This window comes from Aquiflexum lacus (genome assembly GCF_015476655.1).
GTDB lineage: Bacteria > Bacteroidota > Bacteroidia > Cytophagales > Cyclobacteriaceae > Aquiflexum > Aquiflexum lacus.
This window is the reverse complement of the sequence record NZ_JABFHF010000009.1, coordinates 111,077-132,316: the sequence shown is the minus strand read 5'-3', so window position 1 is coordinate 132,316 and position 21,240 is coordinate 111,077. Positions and strand designations below refer to the sequence as shown.

16 protein-coding genes are annotated in these 21,240 nt (G+C 39.6%); 10 read left to right on the top strand and 6 right to left on the bottom strand.

Features of this window, described 5'->3' with window-relative positions:
* Positions 1-32 precede the first annotated feature (32 nt).
* The 4 genes from HMJ38_RS10325 to HMJ38_RS10310 all read left to right on the top strand — a co-directional run bounded on the left by HMJ38_RS10325 (position 33) and on the right by HMJ38_RS10310 (position 2,639).
* Positions 33-779, top strand: a complete 747-nt coding sequence (locus tag HMJ38_RS10325; protein WP_194974310.1) for an energy transducer TonB — start codon at positions 33-35, stop codon at positions 777-779.
* A gap of 194 nt (positions 780-973) precedes the next feature.
* On the top strand, positions 974-1,705 hold the full coding sequence (locus HMJ38_RS10320) for an energy transducer TonB (RefSeq protein WP_194974309.1): 732 nt from the start codon (positions 974-976) through the stop codon (positions 1,703-1,705).
* A 67-nt stretch (positions 1,706-1,772) separates the two neighbouring features.
* Positions 1,773-1,943 (top strand): hypothetical protein, encoded by a 171-nt coding sequence (locus tag HMJ38_RS10315; RefSeq protein WP_194974308.1) that lies wholly within the window; start codon positions 1,773-1,775, stop codon positions 1,941-1,943.
* A 78-nt stretch (positions 1,944-2,021) separates the two neighbouring features.
* A complete protein-coding gene (locus tag HMJ38_RS10310) occupies positions 2,022-2,639 on the top strand; it encodes a DUF4377 domain-containing protein (RefSeq protein WP_194974307.1) in 618 nt (205 codons plus the stop codon).
* 242 nt (positions 2,640-2,881) lie between these two features.
* On the opposite strand, the gene fahA is transcribed toward HMJ38_RS10310, so the two are convergent.
* On the bottom strand, positions 2,882-4,153 hold the full coding sequence (gene fahA / locus HMJ38_RS10305) for a fumarylacetoacetase (protein WP_228779994.1): 1,272 nt from the start codon (positions 4,151-4,153) through the stop codon (positions 2,882-2,884).
* 219 nt (positions 4,154-4,372) lie between these two features.
* Here fahA and HMJ38_RS10300 point away from each other — a divergent pair, with 219 nt between their 5' ends.
* The 6 genes from HMJ38_RS10300 to HMJ38_RS10275 all read left to right on the top strand — a co-directional run bounded on the left by HMJ38_RS10300 (position 4,373) and on the right by HMJ38_RS10275 (position 13,471).
* Positions 4,373-6,679 carry a PSD1 and planctomycete cytochrome C domain-containing protein gene (locus HMJ38_RS10300; RefSeq protein ID WP_194974306.1) on the top strand — a complete coding sequence of 769 codons (2,307 nt, stop codon included), beginning with the start codon at positions 4,373-4,375 and terminating at the stop codon, positions 6,677-6,679.
* Position 6,680: 1 nt separating this feature from the next.
* Positions 6,681-8,132, top strand: a complete 1,452-nt coding sequence (locus HMJ38_RS10295) for a DUF1501 domain-containing protein (RefSeq protein WP_194974305.1) — start codon at positions 6,681-6,683, stop codon at positions 8,130-8,132.
* 13 nt (positions 8,133-8,145) lie between these two features.
* Positions 8,146-10,284 (top strand): chitobiase/beta-hexosaminidase C-terminal domain-containing protein, encoded by a 2,139-nt coding sequence (locus HMJ38_RS10290; protein WP_194974304.1) that lies wholly within the window; start codon positions 8,146-8,148, stop codon positions 10,282-10,284.
* A gap of 1 nt (position 10,285) precedes the next feature.
* Positions 10,286-11,020: a sugar isomerase domain-containing protein gene (locus HMJ38_RS10285; RefSeq protein ID WP_194974303.1), complete on the top strand. Its 735-nt coding sequence runs from the start codon at positions 10,286-10,288 to the stop codon at positions 11,018-11,020.
* Positions 11,021-11,200: 180 nt separating this feature from the next.
* Entirely contained in the window at positions 11,201-12,262 is a 1,062-nt protein-coding gene (locus tag HMJ38_RS10280; protein WP_194974302.1) for a zinc-binding metallopeptidase family protein, read from the top strand.
* A 252-nt stretch (positions 12,263-12,514) separates the two neighbouring features.
* On the top strand, positions 12,515-13,471 hold the full coding sequence (locus HMJ38_RS10275) for a DUF1593 domain-containing protein (RefSeq protein ID WP_194974301.1): 957 nt from the start codon (positions 12,515-12,517) through the stop codon (positions 13,469-13,471).
* Between the two features lie 175 nt (positions 13,472-13,646).
* Here the strand turns inward: HMJ38_RS10275 and HMJ38_RS10270 are convergent, their stop codons facing one another.
* The 5 genes from HMJ38_RS10270 to HMJ38_RS10250 all read right to left on the bottom strand — a co-directional run bounded on the left by HMJ38_RS10270 (position 13,647) and on the right by HMJ38_RS10250 (position 21,147).
* Positions 13,647-13,901 carry a VF530 family protein gene (locus tag HMJ38_RS10270; RefSeq protein WP_194974300.1) on the bottom strand — a complete coding sequence of 85 codons (255 nt, stop codon included), beginning with the start codon at positions 13,899-13,901 and terminating at the stop codon, positions 13,647-13,649.
* A gap of 24 nt (positions 13,902-13,925) precedes the next feature.
* Entirely contained in the window at positions 13,926-15,161 is a 1,236-nt protein-coding gene (locus HMJ38_RS10265; RefSeq protein WP_194974299.1) for an FG-GAP repeat domain-containing protein, read from the bottom strand.
* Positions 15,162-15,167: 6 nt separating this feature from the next.
* Complete coding sequence (locus HMJ38_RS10260; protein ID WP_194974298.1) at positions 15,168-18,227, bottom strand: PVC-type heme-binding CxxCH protein; 3,060 nt, start codon at positions 18,225-18,227, stop codon at positions 15,168-15,170.
* Positions 18,228-18,368: 141 nt separating this feature from the next.
* Complete coding sequence (locus HMJ38_RS10255; RefSeq protein ID WP_194974297.1) at positions 18,369-19,232, bottom strand: agmatine deiminase family protein; 864 nt, start codon at positions 19,230-19,232, stop codon at positions 18,369-18,371.
* 82 nt (positions 19,233-19,314) lie between these two features.
* Positions 19,315-21,147, bottom strand: coding sequence for a hypothetical protein (locus HMJ38_RS10250; RefSeq protein WP_194974296.1), 1,833 nt, complete (start codon positions 21,145-21,147; stop codon positions 19,315-19,317).
* Positions 21,148-21,240 lie beyond the last annotated feature (93 nt).

Genomic DNA, 21,240 nt, shown 5'->3' with positions numbered 1-21,240 from the left:
TTAACTATAAGATTAAACCTTCTGACTGCTGTATGAAGAAATTTATCTATCTCGCAACTTTTATTTTTTTATCTTCTTCTTTCGTGTTTGCTCAAAAAACCAAGATTGTATTTCTTGACAAACATTTTTTGCCTTTGTCCAACAAGGACACTGAAAATGCTCAATATCAAAAAATCAGTTTACCGCTTTCTGAAGGAAAACAAACTGAACAGATTCTAGACCTGAACAGTAAATTGGTAAAGTTAATTACCAATGAATTTGATGCGAAAAAAAATCTCATCAGATCCATTACTGAATATTATAGAGACAATGAAAGTGTTTTTAAAATCTCTACGTTTGAGATAAAGACCAATAAAGAAATGGTTGAATATTTTCACAATGGAAAATTGGTTGGTAGATTCTTATGTGATGACAATGAGGTTGTTTTCGGACTACGGGTGATTGATGGTGAAAATGTTGAAACATCCAAAAATGAATTTGAACCGGGTTTTGCAGTTTCAAAACAGCAATTCAAAGAATTCCTTAGGACCAACATTGATTATCCTGGAGAAGCGAGAAATAAAAGTATTCAGGGGACCGTCACCATAGCCTTAGAAATCATGCCTGACGGTACTGTCAACACCATGGAAGTCATCAACGATGGGGTATCCTTGATTCTTCAGGAAGAAGCAAAAAGGGTGATCGCAAATTACGATAAGGGATTCAGACCTGCTTTGGACATGGATGGAAATCCTGTCAGGAAGTGGATGTATGTGCCTGTGAGGTTTAGTTTGGGGTGAGATTGATTGGATAAGGGGTTGCTGTTTCCAATGTATGCTTTTTGATATTGAAGGATATTAGATATTCTGGATATTGTCGAGCTAGTTTAATGGTGTTTTTTTAATTTAATTAAAAACGGATTTTCTGAAAATGTATTGTGTTTTCTAAAAATTTCAACCATACTTAATTTTTTCTTTTTAAAGTCGACTAAAATATGAAAAAAACATTCTTTATCACCTTAATATTTCTTTCACTTCACCATACTTCATTCAGTCAGAAAAAAATCGCCCTTGACAAAGATTTTAATGAGTTGACTGGTGATTCTTCCAGGGTATTTTACCGTGTGAATCCTTTTGGAAATAAAGAATTGAGTTTTATCCTATTAGATTCAATGGAAACTAAAATCGGCTCGGAAGAATGGACCATAGATAAATTTTCAGGTGCTCTAAGTGAAAGAAAGATTCAACTATTCAATTCTGAAGGAACTATCCATCAATCACTTTTGATCAAAGAAAAAAATAGGGAAATCACTTATTACCATGATAATGGGAAAAAGAAATGTGTTGAAAAATATGAAACAGGAATGATCTCATCAAGGGTTAATTACGATGACAATGGTGTTTTTGAATCTTCAGATAAAATTGTCAAACCTGAAGCTGTAGGTGGTTTACAGGCTTGGAATAAACATTTGATATCAAAGCTAAGATATCCAAGGGAAGCATTTAAAGCCAAGGCAGTTGGCTTGGTTTTGGTAGGATTTGATGTTTTTGAGGATGGAGAAATCAAAAATGTAAAAATAATTAACAAAGGTGAAAATCATCCTGCATTAGAAGATGAAGCCAAACGTGTCGTAGAATTATTTGATAAAGGCTGGACACCTTTGACTATAAACGGCATTCCACAAAAATCCCAAATGACAATTCCAATTAATTTTGTACGGGGTTAAAAAATGGTTTGATGGACTTATTAAATCCCAAGTCTTGGGGTAGTGGATTTATAGATTTAAAATCTTCGTGAAAAGAAAAACCATCAAAACAGTTATCATGTTATCAGCAATTCTACTCACAGGGAATTTTATTTTAAAAGAATTTCAAGGCAGAAAAAATCTTTCAAATTTTAAAAAAATCGAAATAGGGACGTCAAAAGATGAGGTGATTGGATTTTTAAAAATCTGCAAAAAATAATTTCAATTTTATTGGTTTTCACCAATTCCCATCACGATATCTCGTTATTTTTCAAACAATTATGATTAATTTTTGGGGATGAAATCCATATTACAACTTGTTTATATTTTAATATCCTTTTGCATGTTGTTAGGTTGTAAACAGGATGAAGAAATTCCATTTAATTTGGAGAGATTCTGGGTTTTTGGAGATATGATTCCGTGCAATCAGGACCCTGGGGCTAAACTATGTTATTTGATTAGCAAGACTGATTCTTTTGAAGATGCCCAATGGGAAATGTTAGAAAATAGCATTGAAGGATTTCAATTGGATCAGGGGTATTTTACTCTTTTGGAGGTAAAGATCAACACTATCCCAAGGCAAACCCCAAGTATGCCACCAATAATTACTTATCAATTGAACAAGACCTTAGCCAAAGTCAAAGATGAAAGTTATAAGTTAAATGGTTTGTGGAAATTGAAGGATCTTCCAGGTTTTGAAGAAAAAGAGCTGATAGAAAAATTCCCAAAATATTTATCATACATTCCATTGGTTAGATTCATTTTAACCTCCTATGAATGCAATTCAGCACACATAAAACTCGAAAATATAACAGATAATGAAATTGCTTTTTCTGTAATAAATGTTACCCAAAAATTTTGTCACGGTGATTTGATGGATTATTCTAAATCAGTAGATAACGAATTTATTTTTTGATTGTTAAAAGCAAAAAAATATCAGCTTGATGATAGTATTTGGTACTTAAAGGACGAATCAGACAACATAATAATTGTGCTAACCAAAATCAATCAATTCCCAATTCCATAAACTTTAATGATTATTGGTTTCTAGGCTGTTGTTTCAAGGCTCTCGCTTCTTGGTTCTTATCTCTTGGTCCTTGACACTAGTTTCTCAGCTATCGCTTCTTGTCTCTTGTCTCTTGGCTCTTAAAACATCCCCTACTTTCCCGCCATCACCTTACTTTCCACCTCTCCGAATCCAACACGGATACCTGCTTTCTCACAGTAGCCTTTCATTATCACCGTATCACCATCTTCAATAAACTTCCTTTCACCACCTTCTTCCAATTTCAAAGGTTTTGTGCCCTTCCATGCAAGTTCCAACATGGAACCAAAACTATCCAAAGTGTGGCCGGAAATTGTACCAGAAGCCATCATGTCTCCTACATTGATATTGCAGCCGTTTACAGTATGGTGGGCAAGTTGTTGGGCGATATTCCAGTACATGTACTTGAAATTAGAAGTACAGACTTTGGTACTTTGTAGTCCATCAGGTTGAATATAGACTTCTAAGTTGATATCAAATGCATGGTTTTTTTGGTATTGTAAATAAGGAAGAACCTCCGGATCCTGCTTAGGTCCCGAAACCCTAAAGGGTTCCAAAGCTTCTAATGTCACAATCCAAGGCGAAATGCTTGATGCAAAGCTTTTACCCAAAAAGGGACCTAAAGGAACATATTCCCAAGCCTGAATATCCCTTGCCGACCAATCATTAAATAGCACCATACCAAAAATGTAATCCTCAGCATCTTCTGTGCTCACACTATCCCCCATCTTGGTGGATTTCCCTACAATAAAGGCCATTTCCAATTCAAAATCCAATCTTCGGCTTGGTCCGAATTCAGGAGTCTCCATATTTGGATCCTTGTATTGTCCTTTGGGTCTGTGAATGGGAATTCCGGATGGAATAATAGAGGAAGACCTTCCGTGATAACCAACAGGAAGATGTTTCCAATTGGGCAATAAGGCATTCTCAGGATCACGGAACATGGTCCCAACGTTGGTGGCATGCTCCATGCTGCTGTAAAAATCCGTATAATCTCCGATCTTAACCGGCAAAAGCATCTGTGCTTCCTTTCTAGTCACTATTGCTTTTCCTCGGCTTTGATGATCTCGTAGTGACCCATTTTCTTCTTTGAGCAATTCCTGAACTTTCTCCCTGACCTTTTTAGTAGTGGGCTTTCCCAATGCTATAAAATCATTCAAAGTATCCTTTTGGAAAACACCATGCGGCAATTGTGTCATGTCAGAGAAAAATCCTTCTTCATGCAATACTGCCAAATCGACGATTTTATCCCCAATGGCAATTCCCGCCCGAGGAGAGAGTCTTTTGTTTTGGAAAATACCAAAAGGAAGATTATAAATTGTGAAATCAGAATTTTTGGGAATAGGTACCCAGCTTTTCAAAGACGGAACTATTAATTCACTCATGGTTAAAAATTTGTTCAAGGCCAAAGATAGAATTTTAACAGGGAAGAAAAAATCAAAGAAAATTCAGGATATTAGAGGAAGATAAATTGTAGTCATAATCCTTAAATCAATTAAAGATATTAATTTCCACTATTTGTATAAAATATTAAATAAGAGTTTGAACTTAGTTGATTTTTTTTCGAAATTACAAACTTGAATAGATTATTGCCAAAAATAACCATGAAGTACTTCAGTCCTTTAATCATACTGTTTCTCAACCTATTTGTAGCTTGTAAATCAAGCACTTCTCCAGATATCCCTTTTGGGGATGGTGAGCAACTTAGCTATAATTTCCACATACGGCCTATCCTTTCAGACAAATGCTTTGCCTGTCATGGACCTGATGCCAACAAGCAGGAAGCAGGATTGAGATTGGATGTGGAAGAGGCGGCCTACGCGGCATTAAAAGAAAGTCCGGGAAAATTTGCCATTATTCCCAATGACCTCGACGGTTCAGAACTTTACCACAGAATAGTCAGCACAGATTCCAACGAACTGATGCCCCCTCCTGAATCCAACCTCTCTTTGACCGAAGAGGAGATTGAATTGATAAAAAAATGGATTGAACAAGGCGCTGAATATGAGCCGCATTGGGCTTTTGTAAGTCCTAAAAAAGGAGAATTACCTAAAATCAAAGACGAAAAATGGCCTAGAAATGAAATTGATTATTTCACCTTGGCCAAAATGAACAAGTTGGGTCTGAATCCAAACGATCAGGCAGAAAAGCATGAATTATTGAAAAGAGTAAGCCTTGACCTGACAGGCCTCCCGCCTACACCTGATATGATCAATGCTTTTGAGAAGGACAAGAGCCCAGAAGCATACGAAAAAGCATTGGACAAAATTATAGGTCTGCCAACCTTTGGAGAGAAGATGGCTGTTCTTTGGATGGATATTTCCAGATATTCGGACTCCTATGGTTATCAGGATGATAATATCCGAACCCAATGGCCATACCGGGATTGGGTCATTCATGCATTCAATAAAAACATTCCATACGACCAATTTATCACTTGGCAGTTGGCTGGGGATATGTTACCAAATGCGACCAAGGAACAAATATTGGCTACAGCCTTTAACAGAAACCATAAATATACCGAGGAGGGCGGTGTCATTCCCGAGGAATACAGGGTGGAATATGTCTTGGACAAATCCAATACCTTCAGCAAAGGAATCCTTGGAATTACCATGGAATGTGCACAATGCCATGACCATAAGTATGACCCGATTTCACAGAAAAACTTTTTCGAGATGTTTGCCTTTTTTAACAATACTCCTGAAAAAGGATATGAAGGCGATGTCTCCCAATCCAAACCTGCCAAAACACCAATCCTTTGGATAGATAGAGATGATATCAACGAACTCCTTTCATTCATCAACCATCAGGACACAAGTAAGATCATGGTCTCAGTAATGGAGGAACTTGACACCATAAGAACGACCTACATTCTAAACCGGGGTTTATACGACGCACGTACGACTCCTGTCAGCCCAAACACTCCTGAAAATATTTTTTCCTTTCCTGACAATCTACCCAAAAACAGACTTGGATTGGCACAATGGACCGTGGACAAAAACAATCCGCTCACAGCAAGAGTATTTGTCAACCTGATGTGGCAAGAGATATTTGGTGTAGGCATTGTCAAATCCACGGGCGATTTTGGAATGCAGGGAGATCTCCCCTCCCATCCTGAACTCTTGGATTGGCTGGCTGTTGATTTTATGGAAAATGGTTGGGACATAAAGTACCTCCTTAAGAAAATAATGACTTCGGCTACTTACATGCAGTCTTCCAAAGTCACTAAGAAACATTTGAATACTGATCCTGATAATGTCTACCTGGCTAGATCACCTAGACTCAGGTTGCCTGCTGAAAATATCAGGGACTTGGTATTGGCAAGCTCTGGACTTCTGGTCCCGGAAATAGGTGGGCCAAGTGTAAAACCTTACCAGCCTGAAGGACTTTGGGAGGCTGCTACATCAGGTCGTGGTGAACTCAAAACATACCAACAAGACAAAGGTGAAAAACTTTACCGAAGAGGACTATATACCTTCATAAAACTGACTTCCCCCCCTCCGATGCCGATTATATTTGATGGGTCAAACAGAGATCAATGTGAAGTCAATAGAGGTAGAACCAATACACCGCTTCAGGCATTGGTCATGATGAATGACCCATTGGTAATGGAAGCATCCCGGGTTTTGGCGAGTCAGTTGACAGAAAAAGAATCCGAACCGGAAACAGCCATTGAGGAAGCTTTCAAAAGAATCCTTTGCCGGGCTCCAAATTCGAAGGAGCTGGATATTCTTTCCAGTTATTTTGAAGAAGAGTTCTCAAAATTCAGCAAAGACCAAGCTTCTGCTGATGATTTGTTTAGAGTGGGTGAATACCCGATCAAAGAAGAAAAAATAACCCCAAACACCGCCGCCATGATGCAGGTTATCCTGGCGATGTATAACCTTGAAGAAGCAATAACCAAAATCTGAGATGGAAAAGGAACAATTTGAATATGGATTAAACGAGAACAGGAGGAAGTTTCTTTCAAAGGTCAGTTTGGGTTTGGGGAGTGTTGCTTTGGGAAGTCTACTGATTCCCGATCTGTTCAAAGGCAAAAGCGGCGAAGATGCCTTGATGGAGGCATTGCCTCATTTTGCACCAAAAGCAAAGAGGGTTATTTATCTTTTTCAAAACGGTGCACCTTCACAGTTGGAGACATTTGATTACAAGCCTTTGCTCAACCAACAAGTTGGACAGGAACTCCCGGACTCCATCCGTGCAGGGCAAAGGCTGACAGGCATGACTGCCGGACAAAGCTCTTTCCCATTAGTAGGCTCTTTCTTTAAGTTCAACCAATATGGAGAATCAAGGGCATGGATTTCTGAAGCTTTCCCCCATACTGCCAAAGTGGTGGATGACATTTGCATCATCAAGTCCATGCACACTGAAGCCATCAACCATGACCCTGCTTTAACTTTTTTCCAGACGGGAGCCCAAGTGGGTAACCGTCCAAGCATGGGAGCTTGGCTGAGTTACGGACTTGGCAGTGAAAACAGCAACTTACCTTCTTTTTGTGTGTTGCTGAGCCGTGGAAAAGGAAATGGACAAGGTGTTTATTCCAAACTTTGGACCAATGGTTTCTTGGATTCAGTCCATCAGGGAGTACAGTTTTCGGCAAGTGAAGATCCTGTGTTATATCTCAAAGATCCAAAAGGAATGAACAGAGAGGACAGGAGAAGGATGTTGGACAAGCTGGCCGAATTGAACAACATGAATTATGAGACTTTTGGTGACCCTGAAATACAGGCCAAAATCCAACAATATGAAATGGCTTTCCGCATGCAGACCGCTGTGCCGGAAGTCACCGATATCAAATCAGAGCCTGACAGTATCATCAAAATGTATGGGCCGGATTGTTTGATTCCCGGAACTTATGCTGCCAACTGCCTTTTGGCAAGGAAGTTATCTGAGAATGGAGTAAGGTTTGTACAGCTTTACCATCAGGGATGGGATGCTCACGATAACCTGCCCAATCAAATGGTCGGTCAGGCAAAAGACGTGGATCAGGCTTCTGCTGCATTGATCACAGACCTGAAGCAAAGAGGCTTATTGGATGAGACTTTGGTGATTTGGGGTGGGGAATTTGGAAGAACTAACTACTGTCAGGGCAAAATTCAGGTGGACAATTATGGCCGTGACCACCATCCTAGGGCATTTTCAATTTGGATGGCCGGAGGAGGTGTCAAGTCAGGAATGGTTTATGGTGAAACAGATGAATTCGGATACAACATTGTGGAAAACCCAGTTCACGTCCACGACTTCCAAGCCACCATCTTGCATTTGATGGGAATTGACCATGAAAGGCTTACGTACAAACACCTTGGTAGAAGGTATAGGTTGACCGATGTACACGGTAAAGTTGTAAAAGACATTTTGGTTTAACATTTCTAATAGTATGCCCAAAAACCAAAAAATCTTTGCGATTCTAGAAAATTCGTTGATTGCTTTACATGGATTGATTCTCATTCTTGTCATAGGTCAAGACCATATACAATTACCGTCTTTTTTGGAGGTAGTGGGTAGAATGCACCCTTTGCTGCTCCATTTCCCTATCGTCATGCTGTTTTTGGCCGCATTGCTGTTTTGGTTTCCTGATGCCTTGGGAGTCAACTCGAGGAATGCTATGAAATGGCTTTTGCTTTCCGCACTATTCTTCACAGGTATGACTGTTCTTGCAGGGCTTTTTCTCAGCGTGGAGGACGGCTATGTCAAAGAGGATTTTGAAAACCACCAGTGGACAGGATTGCTGGTATTTTGGCTGGGAACTTTGTGGTATTGGTTTTGGGCCAAAGAAAAGCTTTCCATTGCCAAAGGCCTTTCCTTAGTTGTATTGGCTTTGGTTTTAGCTACAGGCCACTTGGGAGCTTCATTGACACATGGGGAGGATTTTCTTTTTGCACCTTTAAAAAGTGAGAGATACTTGCCCCAGGTAAGTTTCGAAGAAGCTTTGGCTTTTGACCATGTCATCAAACCAATTTTGGATCAAAAATGTATCAGTTGCCACAAAGAAGGAAAAGTCAAAGGTGAGCTGAGAATGGATGAAGTCCAATATATTCTGAAAGGTGGCGAAATGGGTCCTGCCATCGATATGCAAGATCTTGAAAATTCCCAGATTTTGATTCATATATTGTATCCGTTGGAGGATGAATATCACATGCCTCCCAAAGGAAAACCTCAATTGACCGAAACTGAACTTGCATTGATACAAAGCTGGATTTTGGATTCTGCACACTTTGAAAAAAAGCTGACAGCCTACAATCCCGAAAGCGAATTCATTGCTTTATCAAAAGAGAAATTTGCAAGTAAGGATATCAAATCCTATTCCTTTGAGGCTGCAAGTACCAAAACTATTACAGGTCTAAACAATGACTACAGAAAAGTCGTAGCTATTTATCCTGATTCTCCCGGTCTCAGGGTTACATTTTTTGGAAAAAACCAGTTTAATCCCAATACAATCGATGACCTGAAAAAAGTCAAAGAGCAAGTGGTAGAACTGAATTTTCAAAACATGCCTTTGAAAGATGAAGACCTTCAAAAGATTGCAAACTATCCAAATATTGAGTTGCTCAACCTTAATTTTACAGGAATCGAAGGGAACAATTTAAGGGAATTGAAAAACCTCAAAAACCTGACGCATCTCTCCCTCAGTGGTAATCCGCTTTCAGAAGCAGCTTTTGAAAGCCTTAAAGATTTTAGTCAGCTAAAGAATCTGTATGTATGGACTAATAAAAACGCAGATGCCATTGCCTCACTAAAATCCCATTTGCCTAATACAAATATTGAAGGAGGATTTCAGGACAATGGTACGCTATATCAATTAAATGCGCCACAAATAGAATTTGAAAAATCAATTTTCACTGATAATGCAGAGGTCACGCTCAAGCATCCCATCGGCACTGTAAAGATTTTTTATACCCTTGACAATACCATGCCCGACAGCAGCAACCATCAGGTGTATTCAGGCCCCATAAGTTTGAATAAAAACACAACTTTACGGGCAAGGGCTTTTGCAGACGGATGGCTGGGAAGTACGGAAAAACAAGCTGTGTTTTTCAGTTCAAAAATTCAGCCTGACAGCTACAAACTTACCTTTCCTCCCAGTGAATCATATAAAGGAAATGGTGCCTTGACCCTATTTGACCTTGAAAAAGGAGATGAGGATTTTGGAACGGGAAAATGGTTGGGTTTTCAGGACACTCCCTTTGAAATTCAAATGGATTTCAAATCACCCCAAAGTCTCCAAAATATTGCATTCAGCACCTTGGCAGCAGTGGGGTCATATATTTTCCCGCCTTCCAAAGTGGAAGTTTGGATCAAAACCCATAACACGGACTGGAAGTTGATAGATACGCAGAAACCTGAACAGCCAACAGGTAATCGTGACAGAATGCTACAGATGTTTGAAACCAATATCAACCAAAGTGAGGTCACTGCCATCAAAGCAAAACTCACTCCTGTCAATCCTTTACCGAAATGGCACCCCGGTGCCGGAAGTAAAGGATGGGTATTTATTGATGAAATCCTGATCAATTGATATGAAAGCTTACCAGCGGTATTTTGAGCAAATTCAAACCAAACTCAAGACTGTTTTCGGGCAAACTGAAAAGATTGAGCAAGCTGCAAAATGGATAGCAGATTGCCTCTCCAATGACGGATTTATTTATACCAGTGGCACAGGTCATTCACATATTTTTGCAGAGGAGATATTTTACAGGGCGGGAGGATTTGCCCGGGTAGTAGCAATCCTAGATGATGCCCTGATGCTGCACAAAGACGCTTCTCACAGTACCGAGGTGGAAAGGATGGAAGGATATGGGGCAAGGCTTCTTGAAGGATTTCCATTATCGGAAAAGGATGTTTTCATCATCTCTTCCAATTCCGGCCGAAACACTGTAAGCATCGAAATGGCAATGATTGCCAAAGAGAGTGGCGCTAGGTTAATTGTTATCACCAACCTGAAACACACCCAGTCTATAGACTCAAGACATCCCTCTGGAAAAAAACTATATGAAATTGCGGATGTATTTTTTGACAATGGGGGTGAAATAGGAGATGCGGCTGTAACTATTGAAGGTTTCGAATTCAAAGTTGGCGCTACATCCACAGTTATTGGTACCGTCATTCTTCAAAGTATCATGGTGCAGGCTACCGAAAACCTGATCCAAATGGGCCTTAAACCAGAGGTATTCAGCAGTTCCAATTCGGATGAGGGGGAAGAACACAATGAGGCTTTGATCAAGAAATATAAGGGGATTGTGAAGGGATTGTGAAAACTTGGTATGGATTAATGATTTTGAAGATGAAGAATTTGAAGAATGGAATTAAGGCAATTTGTAGACTGATATTGAATTCCAAAAAAAATCAAAATAGAACCTTTCCTTTATAACCATAATATCGATTTAATTTCCATTTTTACCGTACTAGAAGTATTCCCTTGAATAATTCCATCCATGCAGGTTTTTAAATGTGATCATTGCAGTCAACCGGTGTATTTTGACAATACCCATTGTTTGAAATGTCAAAACAAACTGGGTTTTGACGCCGACCAACTTAAGATGGTTTCCATGCATCTTCATGAAGATGGGACTTTAACAGAATCTATTTCAGGCAAAGGCTATCAATATTGCAGCAATCAGCAATACGGAGTCTGCAATTGGGTAATTCCTTACGAAAATCCTGATAAATTCTGTATAGCTTGTTCCCTTAACAGGATCATTCCGGACTTATCAAAACCTGAATACCTATCAAGATGGAAAGTAATAGAATTGGCAAAGCACAGATTGATTTATGCTTTGTTAAGGTGGGGATTTCCTATCATTCCCAAATCGGTGGATTATGAAAGGGGATTGGCTTTCAATTTCAAATCTGACTCCGCAATGCCTGATGGGCAAAGGGTGATGACAGGCCATGCCAATGGCCTGATTACCATGAACATCGCAGAGGCAGATGATGTGGAAAGAGAAATGGCCAGAAACAATATGGATGAAGTTTACAGAACAGTATTGGGACACTTTAGACATGAGATCGGACATTATTATTGGGAAAGACTAATTGAGGGCACAGATATACTTCCAAAATTCAGAGAACTTTATGGGGATGAGAGATACAGTTATCAGGAGGCCTTGAACCATTACTATAAAAATGGAGCTCCGGCAGATTGGAACCAAAATTATATCAGTGCCTATGCCACCATGCATCCTTGGGAAAGTTGGGCCGAAACTTGGGCTCACTATATGCACATGGTAGATACTCTGGAAACTGCATATTCTTATGGCTTATCCATTGACCCTCAAATCGCAAGAAAACTGGAGGTCAAAACTGCGGTCATTGACCAAAATGCCTACTTTTGCAAAGACTTTGAGACCATTTACCAACTCTGGCTTCCCCTCACTTTTACCATGAACAGCCTAAATAGAAGTATGGGGGCAAAGGATTTGTATCCTTTTGTGATCAATGCCAAGGTGAAAGAAAAATTAAAATTTATCCATGAGGTGATTCATGGGGTGAGTTGATTTTAGATTGAAGATTTTAGACCAGACAGCACGCAGGTTTTTGAAGGCAGATTTTTGAATGGATTATCTTTGGAAATGATAGGTGCATCAGTTGTAAGAAGACTTTGGCTTCGGGACACTTGGGATAGCAGTTTCCAGTCTCCTTCTTACCAATCCAATTTATATTTGTAAACTTTAGTAAAATTTAAATTAAACCGTACTTCAAATTTTTTTAACTTTCAATAAACTATTCTGGATCTTCAATTTGAATTTATGAAGAGCTTTATATTTAAATTCATTATACTGAGCATTTGCATCATTTTGGGAAATTTTCAAATCACAATTGCCCAAAAACCCAAAATAATTGTTTCCACGGACATTGGAGGAAGTGATCCTGATGATTTTCAGTCTATGGTGCATTTGCTGGTCTATGCGGATAAATTTGATATTTTGGGTTTGATCAGTTCCCCACCACATGATGGCCGGGTAGTGCACATTTTTGAAGCCATTGATGCCTATGAAAAAGACTACCCAAAACTACAGGTTCAAAATAAAACTTTCCCTGAACCAGACTATCTTAGAAAGGTCAGTAAACAGGGAGCGACAGAACCTCAATCCTCCGAAATCCCCGAAAACCTAAGCGAAGGTGCTGCTTTTATAATTTCCCAAATAAGAGATCATCCAGATTCTCCAGTTTATGTTTTGGTTTGGGGATCAATTACAGACGTTGCCCAAGCCGTACATCATGACCCTAGCATCAAAAAGAACTTGAGGATTTATTCTATAGGCAGTTGGAATACAGATCAGGATCCAAATTCCAGGAAATACTTGTTCCGAAACCATCAAGACTTATGGTGGATTGAAAACAATACAACTTTCCGTGGCATGTATATGGGCGGTGACCAATCAGGAGATTATGGGAATATATCATTTGTAAAAAAACATATCAAAGGACACGGCTTTCTTGGAGGACTTTTTTGGGAACAGAAGAAAGACATCAAGATGGGGGATACACCTTCCGTACTTTATTTGCTTCATGGAGATCCCGAAAATCCCGAGTCGGAAAGTTGGGGAGGATCTTTTGTCAAAACCGGATATGGCTCCAACTATTGGACAGACAATCCAGATCCCACTATGGTAGAAAACAATAGACCCGGTGCAAAAACAGTCAACAAATGGAGAAATGAGTTTCTGGACGATTGGTCAAGAAGAATGGATTGGTTGAAATAGAGAAGAAGTGGGAAGTTTGAAATCGGAAGTTTAAGTATCAGCTCCTTAATGATTTTAAACAAATTACTGTGAACTTTTCAAATAAAAAAAACTACTCAAATTAAATACTTCCTGACTTATTTGATACAATTGAAATTCTATTGAAGGAGGAGAAATGTTGGTACATGGCACCCTTCTATCTTCCCTTCTCCCTCTCTACCGTTCTCACATACAGATCTTCAACTTTCTTTCTTGCCCATTCGGTTTTGCGGAGAAATTTCAGGCTGGAATTGATGGAAGGATCATGTGTAAAACAACGGATAGTTATTCTTTCTCCAAGTCTTTCCCATCCATACTTATTGACCAAATATTCAATCATATCAATCAACCTGACACCATGCAATGGATTATTCGGCTGAGCTTTGGGGTCTTGGTTGTGATTATTTTCCATTTTTCAAAAATAAGGATTATATCACTATTCTTTTCTTTCCTGCTCAAAAACAAATACTCCTTTTTTGTTGGCAATAATGATATCCACCAATCCGTCACCTGTAATATCTTCTGCCACGACATGCACGCCCACTCCTGAATCAGTATCTATTCTGTGCGGAATCCATTGTGGATTTTGTCCAGAGAAAAACTCATACCAGTACAGATAAGGCGGGTCCATCCCACCAGGATCTGAACCCATGTGGGCAAAGAATCTTTTCCCGGTGATAAAATCCGGCAATCCGTTCGAATTGACATCTACAAAAGCCACTCCGTGTGTTTGGGTATAAGTACTGTCAATGTAATGGGTCTTCCATGAAATCTCACCATTTAGATTTTTAATTTGTTGGTGCCACCAAACACCCAATTCATGGGCAGAGGAGGAAAGCACATCCTTCATACCATCCCCATTAAAATCATGAGCATACATCTGCGCTGAAGCCTCACCTAAATTGGCGGGATGAAACTTCCAATCCGGACTCCGGGGGTCTTCGGGCGACTCCCACCAACCTTCTTTGACAATGATGTCATTTCTCCCATTACTATTCATATCACTGACACCCAATCCATGGGAAAATGGGGCTGCTCCAGGGCTATCTTTGCGACTGACGGTATATACTTTCCATTCCAAATTTTCGGTAGATTCCGGGGCTTTTATCCAGATGATCTCTCCTGTGGAAGAATTTCCACCAATGATTTCAAGATTTCCATCTCCATCCAGATCATAAAATCCCGCTGATTCATTTCCTAGTGTGGGATAGATCGCATGGGATTTCCAAATGCCTCCCTTATTTTTCGGGTTTTCAAACCACATCACTTCCTTTCCGGGAAAACCTATCCTGACAAAATCTACCCAACCGTCATGGTTGACATCCATTCCCTGACTGACAAAGGCATTGCTATAACCTTTATCATATTCAAATTTCATGGGCTTGGTGAGTTGATGCATGGTCCAATCGGGAGCTTCAAACCAAAAAGCTCCAGCCATTACATCAATGAGTCCATCGTTATTAACGTCTCCTACGCCAACTCCCTCGGCTAAAAAATCATGGGTCAGGATATGTTTTTTGAAAGTTATCCGCTCACCTTTTACAGCTTGTGGGGACTGCTGTGGGGATTTCTGATCATTACATGACAATACCAAAGTCAGCAAAAAAAGAAAGAGAACATTTCTATTAATTGATTTGGCCAAATTCTTTTGGTTGGTATTTTGGGTTTTCATTTCTTCTTATTTGATATTCAATAAATAAACAAGTAATCCGTCAAACTCTGCTTTTGATAAGGATGTGTGAAAGTTATCCGGCATCAAGGTATATTTGGAAGGAACCATTTCCTTGATTTCCTGACGGGAAACGGTAAATTCTTCCCCTACCTGATTGGCCAATACGACGGTTTGTCCCTCTTCCCTTCTAAAGAGCCCTGATACAGTCTGACCATTTTTAAGGCTGATGTTGTAGGTTCTGAAGTTTTCTGAAATATTTCTGTTAGGATCCAGGATTTTGGTCGCCAAAGCAGTTTTTCCCCAATTGCCAACGCCATCCAATTGTGGTCCTATCAGGCCGCCCTTTTTATCGATCTGATGACACATACTGCAATTGCTTTCATAAATATGGCCACCATCAACCTGACTATTATTTGGATCAAAATCAGCTAACCTGCTGGTGATCAACTTTTCTCTTTCATCTGAAATCGGAGTCAGGTTGGCCGTGAGTTCTTCGTAAACCTTCATTTGTTCTGAGGAAAGCTTGGCCAACAGGGATTCTTCCACGGACCTTGCTTTTAACAGTCTTGCAGGAGCATCTCCATTTTTGATTAAAGTCATCAATTGGCTTTTTCCCTGTGGACTTTTGGCCAATACGGAAGCAATAGTCTCTTGCAATTCCGTGGGAGAATTTTTCATGGCTTCACCAAGTAATTTCCTCGACCGATTATCATCCCATGTTCCCAAAGCCACTGCGAATTTCCTTTTGATACTTATTTCTTCCTCTCCATCATAAATTCTTTCTGCAATTTTTTCTGCACCCTCCAAAGGATTTAGCTGCATGACCGCCAATGCTGCTGAAGATCTCACTTCCTCATCAGCTTCTTTTGTGGAAATCAATTTCATGATTGATGTTGACAAATCAGCCATTTTATACCTGGCAGCTACACCATTGGCATATATCAGCCTTTGTTTATCTGAATCGGTCCAAGATATCTCGTTTGGAATATCAAGCAGCATTTGACTGGCCAAACTTTGGTACCATGATGCAAAGGAAGAAGGCATTTTCATCCCCCTTTGGGTAAATCCCTGATCTGAGGCAATAGCCCATCTAAAAGCTTCATCAGACTGTGAATCCACAGTTTTTTTAATCCAACCCAGCAAACGGCCCAACTTCGCAGCATCAACACTCCGCGCAATTGACTCGGTAAAGGCAATACTTTTTTCTTTTGGTTGTTTGTAGGATTCTACATGTGCCAAAAGAAATTCCCCTGCTTCGGGCAAATTCATATCCGAAGCCACAAGCGCGATCAACCTTGCCTCCTCTTCATTCCAGCTTTCTTTTATGGCCATTTGCAAGATTTCCTTTTTTTGCAAATGATTGGAAAGCGCCATCAAGGTTGTATATGCCAGATGGCTATCATGGGAAGGGACTTGTGTATGAAGTGTAACCAAAGCTTTATAGCTTTTTGGGTTGGGATGTCTGTTCAACATTTCGGCAGCAGCCCTTTGGATATGAGGATCTGAATCCGATAAATCCCTTATCGCCCAGGAAAGTTGCTCTTCTGATAATTGAAGATAGTTTGCCATTAATTTGTAGGCGTGTACCCTTACCCTCCTATCCTCATGTTTGATGGCCGATTCCAAAATTTCATCTGGCAAAACTTCCAACCTGAATAAGGCCCAAATCCCCTGAATATAGTGAACAGGATCAGTTTCACCTTCTTTAACCCATTCCAAAAGCTGTGGCACAGCCGATTCCCCTAACCTATCCACCAATTCATCCGTTGCCGTCATTCTTATCTGAAGGATGGGATTGCCCATACCCGCTATCAATTCCTCCTTGTCTGCTTTAGACCAGTCGGTGATAGGTCTTTGGTTTCCCTTGTATGTAATCTTCCAAATCCGCCCACTTACCCGGTCTCTTCCGGGATGATCCAAAGGAACCTCATAATGCCCGATGATCCGGTTGTAAAAATCAGCCACATACATGGCCCCGTCCGGACCGATTTTGATATCCACTGGTCTGAACCAAGGGTCTTTACTGACCAAGAAATCTTCTTGCTTGATCGCTGTTGGCGTACTTCCGTTGAACTCCATGGTGTTTCTGCTGATCCGACAGGTGACCACATCACCAGAATAAAAACTGTTTCTATATTCCTCCGGAAACTGATCATCGGTATAATAAACCAGTCCCGAAAGTGCAGTTGACTTCAACCCATAATCCATCATGGTGGGTGCAAAACCCATATTGGGTTCTTTCTTGCCCCATTGGGAATAATTTCCTCCCCAGATCATCTGAAAAATCGGAAGTGTATGACAATCTGCAGAATAATGGTATCCCATTTCATCGTAATCCGACCCAAAAGGATTGATTCGCCCATCTGTCGTCTTTTCCACCCTGCTGCCATCCAACTTAAACCTGAAAGTATTTCCTGATACCATTCGGATGGAATCCCCATCTTTTCCTGCAATAGTAGAAATATTGGAAAATCCATGGGAAGCGTGTATCCAACCATCAAACCCTCTAAATAGATTATTGACCATTCCATGGGTATCCTTGTGCTCAAATTCACCCAAAAGGATCTCCCTTTGGTCAGCAATGTCATCTCCATTGGTATCCAAAAACTTGTAGACATAAGGAATGGAATAGCCAATAGCCCCTCCTTTGATAGGAACAATTCCGATGGGAATATTCAAATCATTGGCAAAATCCTGGATTTTATCTGCTTTACCATCTCCATTGGTATCTTCCAATATGGTGATTCGGTCTTTTCCCCCTCCGTCACCTGCCGCAATCGGATATTCAGAAGATTGGGTCACCCAAAGTCTGCCTTTTTCATCAAAGGCCATATTGATGGGTTTGGTAATATCCGGTTCTGATGCAAAAAGTGTGACTTCAAAACCCGGTGGAAGAATAAAACTGAGTCTCTCCTCTTCGGGAGTCTGAAATTTGGAAGTCCTTACATGTTCTGCATAGATGTCAATTTTAATATCTTCTCTTTTTTCATTTGGAGAATTTTGACAACTGTGAAAAAGGCATGTAATAATCAGTAGGATTAGGTTGGGTTTGTGAGTAAACTTCATAGGAATGACCAAATGGTAAAATTCTAATGCTAAGCATACTAAACTTAATTTTAATTCTGAAAAGAAACAAGAAACTCCATGGCATTTGGGGTAATAATGGTGATGGGTGGAAATTTGGATATTGGGATATTTGATATTGGATTAAGACCGAAACCTTGGGTCAGACTGAACTGTCCAGGTGACACAATTCAATAATCCTCCGTAATACCCAATTTCATTGAAATTGATAGTTTCAATAATCCGGTTGGGAAAAGTCTTTTTAAATATATTTTGGATTTCTTTATCCATATTTCCTTCCACCTCAAATATTGGAACTACAATTAGATTGCTCACCTCCAGAAAATTGACGTAACATCCAATTGCATTTAATGGATGCTTCTTCAGGTGATATTCAAAAAAAGGAATGTCAATATAGCTCAACTTATTTTCTTCGAGTAAGACATTCATTTTCTTGGTCCAATACTGATATTCCAATTCACGGTGATTTCCGATCAAAGTAGTAGCATCCACAAAGCGTACCATCCCATCTGCATGACCTGTATAGTCCATTTTGACTTGAGGAATAATGATCACTTCCGTTTCCAACTGTTTTTCAAGATCTGAGACCAATTTGGCTTTATTGGAATAGTCAGGATTTTCATCAAAAAATCTGTCAGTCATAATGATCTTATCTGACCAACTGACCACATTGCCACCATCAAGAATGATATTGGATTTTTCGGCCTCTATACCATTTTCTGAACAGACAAAAACCGGGTCAGTGTAATGTTCAGGATAAGGTTTCAGGTAAGAAGGCTCATACCTGAATTGCACAAATTTATCCTTGGCGACTTGTATGGGCATATAATCACGGCACCAAATGTCTTTTGCCCCTGAGAGAAAATAAAATGGAATCTGATGTTTATTCAAAATAGCCATCAATTCCTTACATGTTTCAGTATATCTGGAATCACTGAGTAATAACTTGGAGAGAAAGACAGTATCGGTATCGTTACCTTTTATCATAGGGGGATTGAGAATTCAAATGGAAAAAATCTCCTGAAAGGTAGGTATTATAAATCGAAGAGAGATATAAAGGGACTTTATTTTAAAGGTGGTTCAAAATGTTTTGGTGAATGATAACCAGAATCTGAGTGACTCCTTCAAATGAATTGGCCTCTAAATCAATGTTTTTCTCACCGTCCACTGTACCAACATACACCATTTTATATTCCGCAAGCAACTTCCTTAATTCAAGTGAGGTGGTCAGCAGTTCTGAAGGTATATGTTTGCCAACTTCCAATAATTGGAATTCCACCCCTTCAGCAAATGCCAGTTCAGAGAAGAGCAAGTCCAGATTTTTTTGAAAGGAAATCTGGGCAATATACCGTGCCGAGAGTTTGTGTGACAATACCGTGTTACTGCGAAGCACTTTCCTGCCCAGCAATTGTTCGGTAACGGGGTCATTAAGGATACTGACTATTTTGGACAAGAAAGCTTGGTCATTTTGATTGATTGAAATCAATAACATCGTCAATCTAAACCCATGTTCATCATCCAAGTTGATGATGATATTATCAAAATTACCATCATGTAACTTTTTCAAAAATTGAGGTTTAAAGTAATCCATGGGATCATCAAAAACAAAGAATGCTTCTTTCAATGCGGCCAAACTTGGTAGGTCAATGAAATCATCAATATTGCCCAAAGGCCATGCGTCTCCAATTACGCAGATATTTTTGCTGGCAACCTCATTTGGTATCACAATCCCATTTTTGCTCAGCAACAAAGGATCTTGTGGAATAGGGGAATACTTGATTTCTTTGACGTTGGTAGTCAAAAACAGCAACCAGTCTGTTTTTTGTAAAGGTTTGCCAAAAGGACTCAAATTGATCTGAAAACGTCCTGCAGCGGTAACTCCTGAAAACCCAAGTAATGTTCCTCCTTTAAAATTCAACAAAAGTTCTTCAAATGGCATACCTTCCAGTTTACCCGAAGAAGAAAAATTTCTTGGGTCTACAAATTGAATGGTAGAACCATCAAAAGACAATATTTCGAAAAACACTTTGTAGTAAACCACATCAACCTTTGCCCGCGAGAGAATGCTCCCAATCACATCTCCCGGAGTAATAACAGTAAAAAAAGACCCTAATGCTGTTGAAGTCAATTCCTTAGCAATCCTGGTACTGTCCGGGTTACTTGACAATTCTATGGAACATTTCAAAGGACGTTTTGAAGCCTGTCGTTCTGATAAGTGTTGGAAAAAAGGCTGATGATTGGAAAGCGTGGTCAATATTTTCAAGTTAAAATTATCTGAATCAAAATCATCTTCGATATGGTCAGGTAATAACAGCACAATTCCAAGCGCATTAAAAACGGATAGTCTTTTAAACGTTTTGAAGTTCAATAAATCGCCCTGCCTAACAAAGACTTCAAGATTTGGCCACCTTTCTTTATTATATGTCGTTCTAAAATAACTTACCAGTTTAGGTTCAGAAAAAAGCAGTACCACATCTTCAAATCTCCCTTTATCTTTGGCCCTGATATTCAACTGATCTAAAATCAATGGCAATTTGACATTGTAATTGACGACCAAGATGTGATTTTTTTTTACGTAAGGAAGAGATCCGCTTTTGATGTTATCTATCAAAGTGGTCAAGGCAGCTGATAAAACCGAAATGATAAAAGAGAATAATACCAAACCTATCAAGACCTGCACCAAACCCACTACCAATTGTAACGGTCCTTTTGCATTTGCATAACTGGATGGGTCAGCAAATAGACGATAACTTGTGGAAAGATCACCAATTAAAGGAGACAACAGGATGATTACCAATGCACTTGCAATGAAAATAGCAATCAATTGGACCGAAACCGGTGCCAAAGCAAATTTCTCTCTTGATAGTATTCGGCTAAGCTTACGCCGAAAAAGTTTAGTCATATCAGTTCAGAACAAAGGTGGCTGTGATGCTAGGAATTCTAAATATAACAACCCTTAGCGAGTAAATGGTAATAGAGTGCGGAAAATCAGAAT